Source organism: Stenotrophomonas sp. STEN087 (genome assembly GCF_056759115.1).
In genome coordinates, this window is sequence record NZ_JBRRCR010000042.1 from 1 (window position 1) to 17,020 (window position 17,020).

General features: G+C 66.0%; 18 protein-coding genes and 1 tRNA gene. 10 read left to right on the top strand and 9 right to left on the bottom strand.

What is annotated here, in order from left to right:
* The first annotated feature begins 309 nt into the window (after positions 1–309).
* From recQ to ACVOK1_RS12385, 5 genes are all read left to right on the top strand, one after another.
* Positions 310–2,115, top strand: a complete 1,806-nt coding sequence (gene recQ / locus ACVOK1_RS12365) for a DNA helicase RecQ (RefSeq protein ID WP_481562236.1) — start codon at positions 310–312, stop codon at positions 2,113–2,115.
* A gap of 212 nt (positions 2,116–2,327) precedes the next feature.
* Positions 2,328–2,708 carry a CopL family metal-binding regulatory protein gene (locus tag ACVOK1_RS12370; RefSeq protein ID WP_481562237.1) on the top strand — a complete coding sequence of 127 codons (381 nt, stop codon included), beginning with the start codon at positions 2,328–2,330 and terminating at the stop codon, positions 2,706–2,708.
* A 57-nt stretch (positions 2,709–2,765) separates the two neighbouring features.
* Positions 2,766–4,568, top strand: a complete 1,803-nt coding sequence (locus ACVOK1_RS12375; RefSeq protein ID WP_481562238.1) for a copper resistance system multicopper oxidase — start codon at positions 2,766–2,768, stop codon at positions 4,566–4,568.
* Complete coding sequence (locus tag ACVOK1_RS12380; protein ID WP_481562239.1) at positions 4,565–5,515, top strand: copper resistance protein B; 951 nt, start codon at positions 4,565–4,567, stop codon at positions 5,513–5,515. Before ACVOK1_RS12375 ends, ACVOK1_RS12380 begins: the two co-directional genes overlap by 4 nt.
* A gap of 75 nt (positions 5,516–5,590) precedes the next feature.
* Entirely contained in the window at positions 5,591–6,106 is a 516-nt protein-coding gene (locus tag ACVOK1_RS12385) for an N-acetyltransferase family protein (protein ID WP_481562240.1), read from the top strand.
* 140 nt (positions 6,107–6,246) lie between these two features.
* Here ACVOK1_RS12385 and ACVOK1_RS12390 read toward each other — a convergent pair whose 3' ends face one another.
* Positions 6,247–6,558 (bottom strand): TFIIB-type zinc ribbon-containing protein, encoded by a 312-nt coding sequence (locus ACVOK1_RS12390; protein WP_333628216.1) that lies wholly within the window; start codon positions 6,556–6,558, stop codon positions 6,247–6,249.
* 147 nt (positions 6,559–6,705) lie between these two features.
* Between ACVOK1_RS12390 and ACVOK1_RS12395 the strand changes: the two genes are divergently transcribed.
* Together ACVOK1_RS12395 and ACVOK1_RS12400 are read left to right on the top strand one after the other, a co-directional pair.
* Positions 6,706–7,476, top strand: coding sequence for a CPBP family glutamic-type intramembrane protease (locus ACVOK1_RS12395; protein WP_481562241.1), 771 nt, complete (start codon positions 6,706–6,708; stop codon positions 7,474–7,476).
* Between the two features lie 81 nt (positions 7,477–7,557).
* Complete coding sequence (locus ACVOK1_RS12400) at positions 7,558–7,980, top strand: response regulator (RefSeq protein ID WP_108747225.1); 423 nt, start codon at positions 7,558–7,560, stop codon at positions 7,978–7,980.
* Between the two features lie 77 nt (positions 7,981–8,057).
* On the opposite strand, the gene ACVOK1_RS12405 is transcribed toward ACVOK1_RS12400, so the two are convergent.
* The 3 genes from ACVOK1_RS12405 to ACVOK1_RS12415 form a co-directional block, all read right to left on the bottom strand.
* Positions 8,058–9,002 carry an alpha/beta hydrolase gene (locus ACVOK1_RS12405; RefSeq protein ID WP_481562242.1) on the bottom strand — a complete coding sequence of 315 codons (945 nt, stop codon included), beginning with the start codon at positions 9,000–9,002 and terminating at the stop codon, positions 8,058–8,060.
* A 29-nt stretch (positions 9,003–9,031) separates the two neighbouring features.
* Complete coding sequence (locus tag ACVOK1_RS12410) at positions 9,032–9,883, bottom strand: alpha/beta hydrolase (RefSeq protein ID WP_481562243.1); 852 nt, start codon at positions 9,881–9,883, stop codon at positions 9,032–9,034.
* Positions 9,884–10,896: 1,013 nt separating this feature from the next.
* Entirely contained in the window at positions 10,897–11,469 is a 573-nt protein-coding gene (locus ACVOK1_RS12415; protein ID WP_481562244.1) for a hypothetical protein, read from the bottom strand.
* A 996-nt stretch (positions 11,470–12,465) separates the two neighbouring features.
* On the opposite strand from ACVOK1_RS12415, the gene ACVOK1_RS12420 reads away from it, so the two are divergent.
* Positions 12,466–12,828, top strand: coding sequence for a hypothetical protein (locus ACVOK1_RS12420; protein ID WP_108769716.1), 363 nt, complete (start codon positions 12,466–12,468; stop codon positions 12,826–12,828).
* A gap of 77 nt (positions 12,829–12,905) precedes the next feature.
* On the top strand, positions 12,906–13,235 hold the full coding sequence (locus tag ACVOK1_RS12425) for a hypothetical protein (RefSeq protein ID WP_481562245.1): 330 nt from the start codon (positions 12,906–12,908) through the stop codon (positions 13,233–13,235).
* A 138-nt stretch (positions 13,236–13,373) separates the two neighbouring features.
* Here ACVOK1_RS12425 and ACVOK1_RS12430 read toward each other — a convergent pair whose 3' ends face one another.
* Positions 13,374–13,859, bottom strand: coding sequence for a surface-adhesin E family protein (locus ACVOK1_RS12430; RefSeq protein WP_481562246.1), 486 nt, complete (start codon positions 13,857–13,859; stop codon positions 13,374–13,376).
* Positions 13,860–13,898: 39 nt separating this feature from the next.
* Here ACVOK1_RS12430 and ACVOK1_RS12435 point away from each other — a divergent pair, with 39 nt between their 5' ends.
* Entirely contained in the window at positions 13,899–14,147 is a 249-nt protein-coding gene (locus ACVOK1_RS12435) for a hypothetical protein (protein ID WP_481562247.1), read from the top strand.
* Between the two features lie 152 nt (positions 14,148–14,299).
* Here ACVOK1_RS12435 and ACVOK1_RS12440 read toward each other — a convergent pair.
* From ACVOK1_RS12440 to ybgF, 4 genes are all read right to left on the bottom strand, one after another.
* Positions 14,300–14,375: transfer RNA gene (locus ACVOK1_RS12440), tRNA-Lys, on the bottom strand.
* A 266-nt stretch (positions 14,376–14,641) separates the two neighbouring features.
* Positions 14,642–15,307 (bottom strand): 7-cyano-7-deazaguanine synthase QueC, encoded by a 666-nt coding sequence (queC, locus tag ACVOK1_RS12445; protein ID WP_481562248.1) that lies wholly within the window; start codon positions 15,305–15,307, stop codon positions 14,642–14,644.
* Positions 15,308–15,385: 78 nt separating this feature from the next.
* Positions 15,386–16,087 (bottom strand): 7-carboxy-7-deazaguanine synthase QueE, encoded by a 702-nt coding sequence (gene queE / locus ACVOK1_RS12450; RefSeq protein WP_108760530.1) that lies wholly within the window; start codon positions 16,085–16,087, stop codon positions 15,386–15,388.
* Between the two features lie 111 nt (positions 16,088–16,198).
* Entirely contained in the window at positions 16,199–17,017 is an 819-nt protein-coding gene (gene ybgF, locus ACVOK1_RS12455) for a tol-pal system protein YbgF (protein WP_108769722.1), read from the bottom strand.
* Positions 17,018–17,020: the final 3 nt, after the last annotated feature.

Below are 17,020 nucleotides of genomic sequence, written 5' to 3' on the forward strand. Positions count from 1 at the left end.
TCCTGCGGGTTGGCGGGGTGGGGCCGGTTGCGGGGGACGCCGTAAACCCATCCATGGGGGCTTGGTCGCCGCATCCATGCGGCTCACACCCCCTCAACCGGACCCACCCGCCTTCGACAGTTTCCAGCGATCTGCCGGCAAACCCTGGGGTCGGATCCCGTTGCTACGCAACGGGCTCTGACCTCTCTTTGTTTGTCGATATCTGACAGATGTGCCGACCAACGGTCGGCACCCACCAACAGCCGCGGGAAACTGTCGGGGGTGGGGCGCAGCCCTGCCGAGACACCCCCGCCGGGGTAAACTAGCTGGATGGCTTCCCGTCCCGCGCACGATCTGCTCCAACGCGTCTTTGGTTACGACGATTTCCGTGGTCCCCAGCAGGACATCGTGGAGCACGTGGCTGCCGGACATGACGCACTTGTCCTCATGCCCACCGGCGGCGGCAAGTCGCTGTGCTACCAGGTCCCGGCCCTGCTGCGCGATGGCGTCGGCATCGTCATCTCCCCGCTCATCGCCCTCATGCAGGACCAGGTCGAAGCCCTGCGCCAGCTCGGCGTGCGCGCCGAATACCTGAACTCGACCCTGGATGGCGAAACCGCCGCCCGCGTCGAGCGCGAGCTGCTGGCCGGCGAGCTGGACATGCTCTATGTCGCCCCCGAGCGCCTGCTGACCGGCCGCTTCCTGTCGCTGCTCTCACGCAGCCACATCGCCCTGTTCGCCATCGACGAGGCGCACTGCGTGTCGCAGTGGGGCCACGATTTCCGCCCAGAGTACCGCCAGCTGACCGTCCTGCACGAGCGCTGGCCGGACATCCCGCGCATCGCGCTGACCGCCACCGCCGACCCGCCCACCCAGCGCGAGATCGCCGAGCGCCTGGACCTGGCCGAGGCCCGCCACTTCGTCAGCTCGTTCGACCGCCCCAACATCCGCTACACCGTGGTGCAGAAGGACAATGCCCGCAAGCAGCTGACCGATTTCCTGCGCGGCCACCGCAGCGAGGCCGGCATCGTCTACTGCATGTCGCGGCGCAAGGTCGAGGAGACCGCCGAATTCCTCTGCGGCCAGGGCTTCAATGCCCTGCCCTACCACGCCGGCCTGCCGCCGGAAGTGCGCGCCGACAACCAGCGCCGCTTCCTGCGCGAGGACGGCATCGTCATGTGCGCGACCATCGCCTTCGGCATGGGCATCGACAAGCCGGACGTGCGCTTCGTGGCGCATACCGACCTGCCCAAGTCGATGGAAGGCTACTACCAGGAAACCGGCCGCGCCGGCCGTGATGGCGAGGCCGCCGAGGCCTGGCTGTGCTACGGCCTGGGTGACGTGGTGCTGCTCAAGCAGATGATCGAGCAGTCCGAGGCCAGCGAGGAGCGCAAGCAGCTGGAGCGGTCCAAGCTGGACCACCTGCTGGGCTACTGCGAATCCATGCAGTGCCGCCGCCAGGTGCTGCTGGCCGGCTTCGGCGAGACCTATCCGCAGCCCTGCGGAAACTGCGACAACTGCCTGACCCCACCCGCCGCCTGGGATGCCACCATCCCCGCGCAGAAGGCGCTGAGCTGCGTCTACCGCAGCGGCCAGCGCTTCGGCGTCGGCCACCTGATCGACATCCTGCGCGGCAGCGAGAACGAGAAGATCAAGCAGCAGGGCCACGACAAGCTGAGCACCTACGCCATCGGCCGCGACCTCGATGCGCGCACCTGGCGCAGCGTGTTCCGCCAGCTGGTGGCCGCCAGCATGCTGGAAGTGGACAGCGAGGGCCACGGCGGCCTGCGCCTGACCGACGCCAGCCGCGACGTGCTGACCGGCCGCCGCCAAATCAGCATGCGCCGCGATGCCGCCAGCACCACCGGCGGCCGCGAGCGCAGCGCGCAGCGCACCGGCCTGTCGGTGCTGCCGCAGGACCTGGCCCTGTTCAACGCCCTGCGTGGCCTGCGTGCCGAGCTGGCCCGCGAACAGAACGTGCCGGCCTTCGTGATCTTCCACGACAGCACCCTGCGCAACATCGCCGAACAGCGGCCGACCAGCCTGGACGAACTGGCCCGGGTGGGTGGCATCGGTGGCACCAAGCTGAGCCGCTACGGCCCGCGCCTGGTGGAGATCGTGCGCGAGGAAGGCTGACCGTTCTGGCGTCCCGCGCTGCGCGCTCGCCGGGCATGGCCCGGCGCTACCGCATGCGGTGCATGCCTTTGTAGAGCCGAGCCCATGCTCGGCTGCCCTTGCCGCAGAAGCAGCCGAGCACGGGCTCGGCTCTACATTGGTGCCGCTCCAACCTTGAACCATCCATTCAGGCAGAAGTGCATCCCGCGCCGCTTGCCGCTAAATTGACGTCCATGTCCCTCGCCTCGACCCTGCTCCGCGTCGTGCTCATGCTCAGCCTGTTGCTCAACGGGTTGAACGCGGCCATGGCCAGCGGGCACGAGCAGATGGGCCAGATGGCGCATGCCATGGCCACCGCCGAGGCGGCCGAGGGCGATTGCCACCACCACGCCGGCATGAAGGCCGAGCCCGCCCCGCACGCCGAAGCCCCGGCCCACGACGCCCACTGCCAGATCAAGGACTGCGTGCGCAGCTGCGCCCAGCACCCGCTCCTGGCCGTGCAGCCGCAGCCCTTCCTGGCCGGCCCGGCACTGTCGCTGGCCCCGCAGCCGATGCCCGGCGCTGGCCGCCCGGCACCGCCGCTGCCGCCCATCTCACGCCCTCCCATCGGCTGATTCCACGCGTACCGCCGTCGGCCAGCTGCTGGCGCCTTCCCGTGTCTGGAGTCACCCATGAATACCCGCATTCCCCCCGGCCCGGGCGGCCTGCCCATGCCGTCGCGCCGCCTGTTCGTACAGGGCCTGGCCGCCGGCGGCGTGGTCGCCGGCGCCACCGCCATCGGCGTGCCGCAGCGCGCGCTCGCTGCGGCCAGCGCCACCCCGCGCCTGGCCGGCTCACCGGCCGTGCTCACCGATACCCGCGTCGAACTGGCCATCGGCGAGTCGCTGGCCAACTTCACCGGCCGCACCCGCCCGGCGATCACCGTCAACGGCTCGCTGCCCGCGCCCATCCTGCGCTGGCGCGAAGGCCAGGCCGTGGACCTGTTCGTGCGCAATACGCTCGAGCGCCACCCCACCTCCATCCACTGGCACGGCATCCTGTTGCCGGCCAACATGGACGGCGTGCCCGGCCTCAGCTTCAACGGCATCGGCCCCGGCGAGACCTACCACTACCACTTCCAGCTGAAGCAGTCGGGCACCTACTGGTACCACAGCCATTCGATGTTCCAGGAGCAGGCCGGCCTGTACGGCGCGCTCATCATCGACCCGGCCGAACCGGCCCCGTACCACCACGACCGCGAGCACGTGATCCTGCTCTCGGACTGGACCGACATGGACCCGGGCGCGCTGTTCCGGCGCATGAAGAAGCTCGCCGAGCACGACAATTACTACAAGCGCACCCTGCCCGACTTCGTGCGCGACGTGCGCCGCGATGGCTGGTCGGCCGCCGTGGCCGACCGCGGCATGTGGGGCCGGATGCGGATGACGCCCACCGATATCTCCGACGTCAACGCCCACACCTACACCTATCTGATGAACGGCACAGCCCCGGCCGGCAACTGGACCGGCTTGTTCCGCAGCGGCGAAAAGGTGCTGCTGCGCTTCATCAACGGCGCGTCGATGACCTACTTCGACGTGCGCATTCCCGGCCTGAAGATGACCGTGGTCGCCGCCGACGGCCAGTACATCCATCCGGTCAGCATCGATGAGTTCCGCATCGCCCCGGCCGAGACCTATGACGTGCTGGTGGAACCGACCGGCCAGGATGCCTTCACCATTTTCTGCCAGGACATGGGACGCACCGGCTTCGCCGCCGGCACCCTGGCCGTGCGCCATGGCCTGCAGGCACCGGTACCGCAGCGCGACCCGCGCCCACTGCTGACGATGTCCGACATGGGGCATGAAATGGGTGGCCACGGTGGCCACGACATGGCATCGATGAAGAGCATGGAAGGCGGCTGCGGTGCCAGCATGGGCCACGGCGCCCACGGTGATGCCAGCGCCAGCAAGGCACCGAAGCACCCCGCCAGCGAACGCAACAACCCGCTGGTGGACATGCAGAGTTCGGCCAGCGAACCGAAGCTGGATGACCCCGGCATCGGCCTGCGCGAAAACGGCCGCCAGGTGCTGACCTACGGCGCCATGCACAGCCTGTTCGAAGACCCCGATGGGCGCGAACCCAGCCGCGAGATCGAGCTGCACCTGACCGGGCACATGGAGAAGTTCGCCTGGTCGTTCGACGGCATCCCCTTCGCCAGCGCCGAACCGCTGCGGCTGAACTACGGCGAGCGCATGCGCATCGTGCTGGTCAACGACACCATGATGCAGCACCCGATCCATCTGCACGGCGTGTGGAGCGACGTGGAAAACGCACAGGGCGAATTCCAGGTGCGCAAGCACACGGTGGACATGCCGCCGGGCACCCGCCGCAGCTACCGCGTGCGCGCCGATGCGCTCGGCCGCTGGGCTTACCACTGCCATCTGCTGTACCACATGGAAGCGGGGATGATGCGCGAAGTGAGGATCGAAGAATGAGCCGTCACCTCTCCCGCAGCCTGCTGGCCCTGGGCCTGGCCACTGCCCTGCCCGCGTTCGCGCAGTCGCATGACGCGCATGCCGGCCATGACATGGCCGCGCCCGCAAAGGCGCCGGTCGACCATTCGAAGATGGACCACTCGAAGATGGATCATTCGAGCATGAACCACGGCGCGATGGATCACTCGCAGATGGACCATTCGGCAATGGGCCACGAGATGCCCATGCCCGCGCCGAGTGAACCGCGCGAACCCATCCCGGTGCCCACCGACGCCGACCGCGCCGCCGCCTTCCCGCCCATCGACCACGGCGCCATGCAGCACACGCCGGAGATCAACAGCCTGCTGCTGATCGATCGGCTGGAACACTGGGATGGCAGGAACGGTAACGGCCAGGCCTGGGAAGCCACCGGCTGGATCGGTGGCAACATCAACCGCCTGTGGCTGCGCAGCGATGGCGAGCGCAGTGCCAGCCGCACCGAGTCTTCGTCGCTGGAAGCGCTGTATGGCCGCAGCGTGTCGCCGTGGTGGGACGTGCTGGTCGGTGTGCGCCAGGATTTCCGCCCCGCCGATTCACGCACCTGGGCCGCCCTCGGCATCCAGGGCCTGGCACCGTACAAGTTCGAAAGCTCGGCCACGCTTTACCTGGGCTCCGGCGGGCAGGTGCTGGCCAAGGCCGATGTGGAATACGAGGTGCTGCTGACCAACCGGCTGATCCTGCAGCCGGTGGTGGAAGCCACGCTGGCAGCCAAGGACGAACCGGAATACGGCATCGGCCGCGGCCTGAACCAGGTCGAGACCGGCCTGCGCCTGCGCTACGAGTTCAGCCGCCGCTTCGCGCCGTACATCGGCATCAGCCACGAGCGCAGTTTCGGTGATGCGGCCGACGCTGCCGGTGACCACGCACGCGATACGCGCTGGGTAGCCGGTGTGCGTATGTGGTTCTGAGCCCTTCAGACCTCGTGACGGGCCCGGCAGACACCGGGCCCGCTACACTGCTCCCTCCCTCCACCGGCGTTGACCATGTCCCTGCAGATCCGTCGCGCGACACCTGACGATGTCGAAGCGCTGACCGCTATCGCCGTCGCCACCTACGTTGAAACCTGGGGTGACTCGTACCCACCGCAGGAACTGGATGAGTTTCTGCAGACGCATTACGGGCTGGATGCCCAGCGCGAAGAGCTCCTGCATCCGCAGAGTGCGATCTGGCTGCTGCTGGATGGCGACACCAGTCTGGCCGGGTATCTGGCAGCGGGTGCCAATACCCTGCCGCATGCCGATGCGCGCGAGGGCGACATTGAACTGAAACGGCTGTACGTGCTGGCCGCCTACCAGAACGACGGGCACGGCACGCGCTTGATGGACACCTTCATCCACTGGCTCGACCAGCCCAAGCGCCGCACCCTGTGGGTGGGCGTGTGGGAGGAGAACTTCGCCGCGCAGCGCTTCTACGCGCGCTACGGTTGTGAGAAAGCCGGCGAGTACGATTTCATCGTCGGCAGCACGCGCGACCGCGAGTTCATCCTGCGGCGGCGGTAGAGTCGAGCCATGCTCGACTGGCTCTTGCTGTTCTGTAGAGTCGAGCCATGCTCGACTGGCTCTTGCTGTTCTGTAGAGTCGAGCCATGCTCGACTGGCTCTTGCCGCCAACAGTCGAGCAAGCTCGACTCTACAAAAACGTCAAAAATCGAACAGCTCCGACAGGAAGCTTTCCTTCTTCTTTTTCTTGTAACCCTGCCCGTACTGCCCACGGTTTTCATCCTGGCGCTGGCCAAGATGGCGGGTATCGCGATGCATCACCGGCGGCGGTGCCACCTGCGGTGCGGCCTGCACCGGTGCCGGCGGCGGCACGGCAGCCCCGGCGCGTTCGATGATCTTGTCCAGTTCACCGCGGTCCAGCCACACGCCGCGGCAGCCCGGGCAGTAGTCGATCTCGATGCCATGGCGCTCGGCCATCTGCAGGGTCTGGGTGGTACACACGGGGCACTGCATGGGCGTCGCTCCTGATGGTCAGCCTTCGACTGTACCTGTCCATCGATGACTGTCCGGCAACATGACCGATGGCACAGGGACTAACGGCGCGTGCCCGCGCACGGCCGGCCGCACACACTGCGGCTTCATCCCGCACGGACTGCGCGCATGCCCCAGACGTCCCGCCTGCCTAACGCCGCCCGCGTGCTGCTGGTGCTGCTCGGTGTCGGCCTCGGCCTGAACCTGCGTGACCTCAGCGCCGCCGTCGGACTGCCCATCCCGGCGTTGCCCATGCCCTATGGCGGCAGCCTGCTCGATAACGCCTTGGCCGTACTGGTGGCGGTGCTGCTTGCCGCCCTGCTGCGCCCCCGCGGCGTGGGTCTGGCGGCCAGCCTCGGCCTGCGCTGGAACGGCGCGAACGGACCGGCCTGGGTGCTGCTGGCCAGCCTGCCGTGCTGGCTGGGCCTGGCCATGCTTGGCACGCCGAATACCGCGTTGACCGCGCTGGACGCCAGCATGCTGGCCGTCCTGTTCCCGCTGGCCGAGGAAGTGCTGTTCCGTGGCCTCGGCTTCGTGCTGCTGCTGAAGATCGTGCGCGGCCCCTGGCCCCTGCTGGCGCTGCCGCAGGCGCTGCTGTTCGGCATGGTGCACTGGCTGGGCTTCGGCGGCTTCGAGGGCGGCGGCGTGGCCCTGTTCGTCGGCGCGGTCATCGCCCTGGGCGGATTCATCTTCGCCTGGCTCGACCATCTGGACGGCGACACCCTGTGGTGCGGCCTGGCCCTGCATGTGTCGATGAACCTGGCCTGGAACGTGTTCAGCCTCGACGATGCAGTCGCCCTGGGCTGGCAGGCCACCAGCCTGCGCATCGGCACGGCGGTACTCGCCGTTGTCGTATTAGGCCTGCATGTGCGCCGAAAGCGTGCTGTAACGCCGCCTTAGCCCCCCCTGCACGCGGGTATCACCCCACGGTCGAGCATACTTGCGCGCCATTTCACCCCTGCTGTCCGGAGTTGTCGCGTCATGTTGCTGTCCAAGCGCCACGTTGAACCCCGCGTCCTGCTGATCGAGGATGCCGAGGAAACCCGCGAGCTGAGCCGCATGGCGCTGGAGAGCCAGGCCTGCCACGTGGTGGGCGTGAGCTCGGCCGAAGCCGCGCTGGGCCTGCTCGCCGCCGGTGAGCGCTTCGACCTGCTGTTCACCGACGTCAACCTGGGCCTGGTGAGCGGCATCGAGGCCGCCAACCACGTGCGTGGCCTGTACCCGCAGCTGCCGATCCTGGTCACCTCGGGCATGGACCAGCACGCCGTGCTGCCGCAGCTTCGTGATGGCATCCACTTCCTGCCCAAGCCGTACAACATGAGCGAACTGCTGGATGCCATCCGGCTGTGCTTCCGCCACGCCGATGCCGGCGTGTTGACCGGCCCGGACGCGCAGGCGGCCTAAGGCCCATTGATCCACGCGTGGCGTGGATCTACCTCATTGCCCAGTAGATCCACGCCATGCGTGGATGAAACCTGCAATCAACCACCGGTGTACGGCCCCTCACCCGGCATCACCTCAAGCAACGCGCGGGTGATCACCCGCGGGTAGACCGTCAGATGGTCCTCACCCTCGATCACCACGTTGTCCACCTGCAGCTTGCGGCCACTGCGCTGCAGCTGCGCAGTGAAGTCCGCGGCCTGCTGCAGCATGTCGTTGCCGGTTGAGTAGCGCGGCCCCGGCTTGACGGTTTCGTAGCTACCCACCGACAACAGCACGCGGGTCGGCTGTGCCGGGATGACGGCACTGTCCTGCATGCGCGGCAGCAACAGCTGGTCGAACCACAGCGAAGGGCTGGACAGGATGTAGGTGCTGAACAGGTCCGGCTGGGTGGTCAGCACGTAGGCGCCAAACAGCGCGCCATAGGAATGGCCTGCGAACGCTCGTCGTGCCGGATCGGTGCGGTAACGCGCGTCAATCATCGGCAGTACCTCTGCGGCCAGGAAGTCGCGGTAATGCGCGGCCCCGCCGTAGGTGACGTCATCACTGTAGTAGCCATCAGGCTTCCGCACGGGATTGCTGGGCGTGTAATCGCGCGAACGGCTCTGCTTGGAGGCCAGCCCTTCCTGCGGCGGCAGCCCGACCAGGATGAAGTTCTCGATGTTGACGCCCTGCTGGCCCACCAGGTTACGCACGCTGCGCACCAGCGGAAAGCTGTACAGCGCGTCAGTCACGTACAGCACCGGATAGCGCTTTTCAGGGTGGGCCGCATAGTCGGCCGGCAAAGCAACCCAGATCGGGTAATCGCGGCCGACCGGATCGTGCACGCGCAGCGCCTCGGTATCGGGCAGCACCACGCCGGGCGTGGCGGTGGCTGCTGCCGCCCCTTGCTCCGGTGCGTCCTGCGCCGCCGGTGGTGCCACCGACATCGCGCACCCGGCCAGTGCCAGGCACATCACCGCACTCCATCCACGTCCGTGCTTCATCCGCGATTCTCCTGTGGTCGTCGGCGCTATCAAGGCTGGGCCGGCGGGTGGGCCGGGAACAGCGTGCGCAGCGCCTGCAGCGCCGCCGGGTGGTAGACCGTGCCGTGGGTTTCCTGCGGGAACGGCTGGTAGTCAACCTGCAGCGACGGCGACGCGCCCTGCAGCAGCTCGCTCAGTTGCTGCGTGGTCTGCGCCAACTCCGGCTGTCCGCTGCTGGCCAGGAACACGCGCGGCTTGGCCTTGGCCACCGCCGGCAGCAGCTTCGGTGCCGAGGCCAGCAGCGCGCCCTTGTTCCACCACAGGCTCGGGTCCAGCGCGATATAGCTGTTGAACAGCGTCGGTTCCTGCAGCAGGGTTTCGACCACGAACAGGCCCGCCAGCGATTCGCCAATCAGCGCGCGCTCGTCGGTGGTCGGGTAGCGCTGGCGCACCTGCGGCATCAGTTCGTCACGCAGGAAGGCGCGGTAGGCGGCCGAACCACCGATGCGCGGTGCGATCTTCTGATCCTCCGGGTCACTGCTGGGGCCGGTCATGTCGCGGCGGCGCTCGGTGTTCTCGATGCCCACCAGCAGGAACGGACGCATGCTGTCGTTGCCGCTCAGCACCTGCACCAGGCCGGCCACGTGCAGGAAATCCTCGCCGATGCCACCGTCGGGCATGTACAGCACCGGCAGTGGCGTCTTCGGGTCCAGGCCCCAGGGCTGCGGGCGGTACACGTTGATGCGGCGGGTTTCGCCCAATGCCTTCGATTCGATGGTGAAGGTCTCGCCGATCACCAGCGGGCTGGCGGGTGCGGCCTGCATGTTCGGCGCCGGCTCGGCAGCCATCAGCGGTGTGGCGGAGACGGCGGACAACAACAGCGACAGCACGATCAGGCGCATGGAGCGACCCATCCTGGGAAAGAAGCCGAGCATAGCGCCATGGCGGGGGGCGTTGGCGGATTCGGCACGCTATGCCGTGATTCGCATCCCCTACCTGATGTCCAGTAGATCCACGCCATGCGTGGATGCGCTCCCAGGGGAATCATTCCACTTCCCGGCACAATCGCCGAACGTCATCGGAACAGCACCTCAGCGCGCAGACCGCACGGCCTGACACCACGCCATCACCGCCCTGCCTGCCGTGGACTCCCGATGGATTTCCTCATTCCCTTCGAAGAACGGAAGCAGGCGGGCATGCAGGTCCGCCCCCGCTCTTGAGGACCGCGTGACCGCTTGGTCGTGAACAGCATCGTCCTGTCTGTCGTGCGCGCGCGGAAGCCATTGCCTATGGAGCCGTCCGAGGACCACGAGCTGCGTGCAGGAACCTGTGGCATAGGCCGCAGATTCATCAGCCCAGACCCGTCGTGGTGATCCGTTCAAGGCCCATCCGACGTGGTGGAACTCATGCGCGGTCGTCCGGACAATACGCGCCAGCTCCCGGTCGCTCGGAACGCGCTGCACAGGAAACCAGAAAGCGAGCGACGGCGTATCGCCTCGTCGGCGGCTTGGATGCCTCCATGTGCCTCCGCCGTCGCTGACCAGCGTGACCCGATAGTCCATGCGCTTTCCGGGTATTCCTGCGGCTTCGAGCGAGGCCGCCGCCGCTTGCGCCGCGACGTGGCACACCCGAGAGGACTGCTGCGCATCGTGCACGGCCGACCAGACCTGGACATGGACGCCGCGGGTATCGCAGTGGGCCATGAATGTGGGAAGTTCCGTTGATTCAGGGCCTGGCAGAATCGAAAAGGTCTGAAGGGTGTGGTGGAACCCGATGCGGCGGATGAGTACTCCTGCAGCCCCTTCATCGCCGACGAGTGTCCGCGGCGGCAGGCGAAGAGGCGCACAGCCAGGAAGAAGAAGCGCAGCGAGCAGCACCAACGTGCCGCTCGCTGGCAATCCACCATGGCAGCGCCCTATTGTCGGCACGGATAAGGCGATGGGTATATGGTGCAGGCGACAAAATCGGAGCTCGCTGCGGCTCGGCTTACACCCTTGTACTGGGATGCCACACTGATCGTGTTGGGGCCAGGCTTCGCACCCACGTCAATCTGCCCCATGGTGTAGCGAAGCGATGTGGCACTTCCGCCGTCAGAGGCCACCCAGGCGTTGACGGCGTTTGGATCACTCAATCGCAGCGTGTCCCCTGCTCGCATCCAGGCGAAATCACGCGAAGCGACCTCTACTCCCGTGGCCTCATCAACAAGCCGTAGCTTGGTGATACCCGCGCCCGGAAAAGCGACGGATGACCCACTGATGTCAATCGCGAAATCAGCGGCGTCAGGAATTTCAGTCGAAGCCAAGCTAAGCAATCGCTGATAAAGCGGCATATCCTTCTTTCCGCCTCCGAAGGTTCCACTCACCTTTCCTTGCACTTTGCATCTCTTGCTGGATTCGCAGGAGGCGGACACCTCATAACTTACAGGGCTGCAGCCACTCAATCCCACGATGGCGGCAAGGAGAAACGAACTACACAGAGCAGTTTTCATTCGCCAGGTCCTCATTGGAAGTGTGGCACGGAATCAGACGCATCCATCCACGCGTTCCGTGCAACATCAACGCTGCGCCCGGCAACTCCCTGATGGAATGAGAAAACTTGCAAACTCCGCCGAGGCAGAAGTTGGGCCTCGCATACCTGTAGATCTGCTGCGACGCTGGACAATGCTTCGACCGCTTCGAGGTCTCACGGTGCCAGCGGATGCTACCCTGCACGCTTCCCTACAAGGAGTTGGAACATGGGTGGATTCAGCATCTGGCATTGGATCATCGTTCTGGCGGTTGTCCTGATCCCCGTCGGCATCGCCGCCGTGATCGCAGCGATCGTTCTCAACCGACGCAAGTAGATCCACGCCATGCGTGGATGACCAACCGCGCGATGACGTCTGTAGAGCCGAGCCCATGCTCGGCTGCTCTTTGCGCGAGCGGGCGGCCCAAACACAACCCTCCTCGACCCTGTCGCATACGCACAGAAAACCAGGCCTCAAGCCCACCCGCCCAGCCGCCATCCAAAGAAATAGTGAAGCCAGCTTTACAAGCGCCGCCTCACAACAGAAGGCTCACGCAGTGCTATTCACGACATTTACCAACGTGATCAACCAAGCAGTGCAGCAGATGCGTCGAATGCTGTCGTTTGCGGCGTCAGACATGCCTGCGACACTCTCTCTGTGCGTCTGGACCTCGCAGGTCTTTCGGAAAACTCCGATTGAATTCCAGGCGCGAGCGTAACCAACATGCCGTGCCACCGACAACGGGTGGCACCGGGCCTGCAAGCCCGGGGAGACAAATCGCATGTTGTTTGCGCTCACCCGTCGGCACTGTCTCCGGACCGTGCCGGCGGGTGATCCGTCGGCCTTTATGGCGGGCGGTGCGTGGGGGTCTTTGGACCCGCCGGTCATTGCGATTTGTCTTCCCGGCTTGCAGCCATGCACCGTCCGCCACCCGCATCCGCGCGGTGGCGTTACCGCCCTGGATCCGAGGAAATCGAGATGAACCGACGTCCACCCCATGCTCCCTACCCCACCAGCAACAGCGGCAACGACGATGGCGACAACCCCACACCCGACCTGAGCACGTTCTGGGGATGCCTCAAACGCATCCGCGATGGCGACGGCGCGGATGGCCTGCTCTGGCCGGAAACCACCCTGCCGCCGGGCCGCGAACAGGCCATGGCCCGCGTGGAACGCGCAGCCGTCGGCATGCTCACCGTGGCGGAAATGCTGCACGCCGCCGAACGCTGCCGGCTGATGGCCACACCCGATCGTCATCTGGACGAAGGCGTGGTCGATGGACTGTTCATGGCCTGCCGTGGGCTGGCCGAACTGGTATGCCGGGAAGTGCGGCCGGAGTAACTGCATCGTCATCGAGTACCGGCCCATGTCTGGGCCGGACCGATGTAAAGTCACTTGGTACTTACAAGGAGGTTCGCATGTTGAATGCACTGATCATCGCTGCGCTGGCGGCAGGCCCGGCCGCATCCGCGCCGTATGCCGATTGCCTGCTGGGCAACATCCAGCCCGGCCTGACGGATCGTACCCTGCAGCTGGTGCAGCAGGCCTGCGCCGCGAAACACCCCGACAGCTTCACTGCTGCGATGGAAATGGAGCGCAAGTTCGGCAACCAGCGGCGGGCACAGATCGATGCGGAGCGCGCTGCAGTGGAGCGTTCTGCCAATGCTGCCGCGAATGCAGCGGCGATTGCCGCGCAGGCCGCAGCAGATCGTGAGGCGGAACGAGCCAAGGATGCCGACGCGAAGTAGGCCACGCTACATCGGTGATCAATCAGCCCGGAGTGGTCCGCGTCATGATGATCGTGCGGACTTCATGGCGCGCGTTGATCTGATATTGAACGGCGTTGCGCAGCGAATTGCAGCGCAACGCTGAAGCCTGGCGCGGGCTCAACCCGCCGAGCAGGCGACGTCCATCACCGCGGCATTCAGTGTGCCCGGATGCACCGGCACAGGATCGAGCGGCCTGGGTTCGCCCCCGAGATACTCGTTGTCTGCGCTGATTTCCAGACTCGAGAGATGGGCCACGGTGTGCTTCTTGCAGTCATAGCGTGATCGGACATCCATATATCGGGTCCGGGGATGAACCTTGAGATCGTCAGGTACGGTATCAAGCACCTGGCGGATCGACAGCGTGACGGTGTCACCCTCACGTCGCAGCTTCTGCTGCCTGTCGATATAGGTCTTGGAAGACGCACTGCTGCCCAGGTAGTACCAGCGTTCTGGCGACTTCACCCCGTCTGCTCTTGCTGATGCCGGCGTCCCCGCATTCCCCTGCGTTGCGCCCGCTTTTTCGGCTGCCTGGACCGAAGTACTGCCCAGAGCCACGGTGGCGAGAAGAATGGCGCCAACGCGCTTCAGTTCAACAAACATCATGTAATTACTGCTCCTTGCTACGACATGGGGGGGGCAAGTATGCCGTTCGACAGTGCCAAATGGAGGCTCTGGTTGCGAGCCGAAAAGCTCGGTCTCGGGCGAAACAATGTCGAGGGAGTCAGGCTGGGTAGTAGGGTGGACGTGCTGTTGATCTCCCTCGACGCTTCGGACGAGGTAGTAGAAGCGCTCGAAAATGACAAGGAGGCAATGAGCACCATCAGGGAACTCCTTCGGGCCAGAGCGCGGTACGAGGGCAAGTTTGTCTTGGACTCAGACGTCCCCTTCTGACCGAATTCGCTTCGGTAGCCCCAGACTTTGGCCGTTGAGAAAAGTTGGGTGCCATAGGCACGGTTGAGTCAGCCGCCTGCTTTTGCGGAAAAATTCACCAGTTGCGGAAAAGAAAAAGGGCTCCGGATTGCTCCGAAACCCTTGTCTCGCAATGGTGGGCCGTGATGGATTCGAACCATCGACCAAAAGATTAAAAGTCTTCTGCTCTACCGACTGAGCTAACGGCCCGTGCATACCCTGCCTTTCGGCGGGGTCGGCATTTTAACCTACTTTGATGGCTGGGTGGGAGGGCAAAAGCGTGCGAACCAACGGTTCGCCCCCGCCAAGAGCCGGTTCGCATCGACCAGAGCAGGCCGGTAGCGCCGGGCCATGCCCGGCGGAGAGCGTGCGAACCAACGGTTCGCACCCACCGGGGGAGCAGTTCGCACCCACCAAGAGCCGGTTCGCACCCACCGGGGGCTGGTTCGAATGCCGGCCAGCGGCCGGCACTACCGTCAGGCGTACAGCGTCGGGTCGGCTACGCCGGCATCGGCGAAGCCCTGCGCGCGCAGGCGGCAGGCGTCGCAGTGGCCGCAGGCGGCGCCGTTGGCGTCGGCGTTGTAGCAGGACACGGTCAGGCCGAAATCCACGCCCAGGCGCACGCCTTCGCTGACGATCTGTGCCTTGCTGAGGAACTGCAGCGGCGCGTGCACGGTGATGCCCGCCCCTTCCACGCCCGAATTGGTGGCCAGGTTGGCCAGCGCCTGGAAGGCGGCGATGAACTCGGGGCGGCAATCCGGGTAGCCCGAATAGTCCACGGCGTTGACGCCGCAGAAGATGTCGTTGGCGCCGAGCACTTCGGCCCAGCCCAGGGCCAGCGACAGCATGATGGTGTTGCGCGCCGGCACGTAGGTGACCGGGATGCCCTCGCCGCCCGCTTCGGGCACATCGATGTCATCGGTCAGGGCCGAGCCGCCGATGCTGCGCAGGTCCACGTCCACGGTCTTGTGGGCGATCACGCCCTGGGCCTTGGCCACGCGCACAGCGGCGTCCAGCTCGGAGGTGTGGCGCTGGCCATAGCGCACGCTCAGGGCATGCACGGCGAAGCCCTGTTCCTGGGCCATGGCAATGACGGCGGCTGAATCCATGCCGCCGGAGAGAAGCACGACTGCCTTCTTCATGGGTAAAACTTCCGGTTGGGAGGGGAAAGCCAGCACGCTGTCCCGCGCCGGAACTACATCAGGGCACCACGCCCGGGCTCATCGGCCCGGCTCGTCGTTCCACAGAATCTTGTGCAGCTGCATCTGGAAGCGCACCGGCAGCCGGTCTTCGACGATCCAGTCGGCCAGCTGGCGCGCGGTGATCTCGCCCTTGCTGGGCGAGAAGAACACGGTGCAGCGCTTCACCAGGTCGTGCTCGGCGAGCATGCCCTTGGCCCAGTCGTAATCTTCGCGGCTGCAGATGACGAACTTGATCTGGTCGCGGGCGGTCAGCAGCGGCAGGTTTTCCAGACGGTTGCGCGCGGCTTCGGCCGAACCCGGGGTCTTGATGTCGACCACGCGCGACACGCGCGGGTCGACCGCGCTGACGTCCAGCGCGCCGGAGGTTTCCAGCGAGACGTCCATGCCGGCGTCGCAGAGCTTCTGCAGCAGCACCAGGCAGCGCTTCTGCGCCAGCGGCTCGCCGCCGGTCACGCAGACATGGCGCACACCCTGGGCCAGCACCTCGGCCACGATGTCGTCGATATCCCACCAGGTGCCGCCGTGGAAGGCGTAGGCCGTGTCGCAGTAGTTGCAGCGCAGCGGGCAGCCGGTCAGGCGCACGAACACGGTCGGCCAGCCGGCGGTATCGGCTTCGCCCTGCAGCGAGGTGAAGATCTCGGTGATCTTCAGCCGGGGCAGCGGCGACTGCACGATTTCGCTGGGGGTAGCGACGGCGGCGGACGGGGAAACGGCGGTCATGGCGGGCAATTCTTCATGGGGCGGGCGGCCGGATCAGCAGGCGCCGGAAACGAAAGCAGCCGAGCATGGGCTCGGCTCTACAGGTTACGTATTGTACGCCGGGTCAGCGGATCAGCGGATCTGCTTGCCCAGGCGGATCGACTGCAGGCGGTCCTGCGCGGTGCGCGCGGCGTCCGAGCCCGGGTACTGCGCCACGACGGTTTCCAGGGTCTGCTGTGCCTGGTCGACCTTGCCTTCGCCATACAGCGAGAGGCCAACCTTGAGCAGGCCGCCGGAGGCCTTGTCGTGGGTGGGATAACGCGAGATCAGTTCGCGGAACTGGGTCTCGGCCATCGGGAAATTACGGGTGGCGTAGTAGCTCTCACCCAGCCAATACAGCGCATTGGGGGTGTAGACGCCGTTCGGGTACAGCTCCAGGAAGCTCAGGAACAGCTGTGCCGAATCGTCGTACTTGCCAGCCTTGAGGGCATCGAAGGCGACGTTGTACGAGGTGCGTTCATCACCGGTCGCCGCGAGGCTGCCCGGGTCGCCATGCACCGAAGGCGGCCGCTCGGAAGTGGCCGCTGCAGTGGGCTGCGCCGGGGCCGCGGGGGCCGTCGACGAGGTGGCCGGAACAGGCGGCAGGGCCGGCGCTGCATTGCCCCCTTCCAACCGGTTCAGGCGGCTGTCCAGATCCAGGTACTGGTCCTGGGCGGACTGCTTGAGCTGGGCGTTTTCGTGCTGGATCTGCTCGAGGGTCGACTGCAGGCTGGTGACCTGCTGCCGCAGCTGATTGATCTGGTTCAACAGGTCCTGGTTGGCACTGTTGTTGTACATCTGCTGCTCGAGGGAACCGACACGGTCGGCCAGGCTCTGCCGCTGTGCGTGCGCCGGTGCGGCAGCCACGAGGGCTGCCGCAACGACCAGCATCAGTTTGATGCCAATGCGCATGGA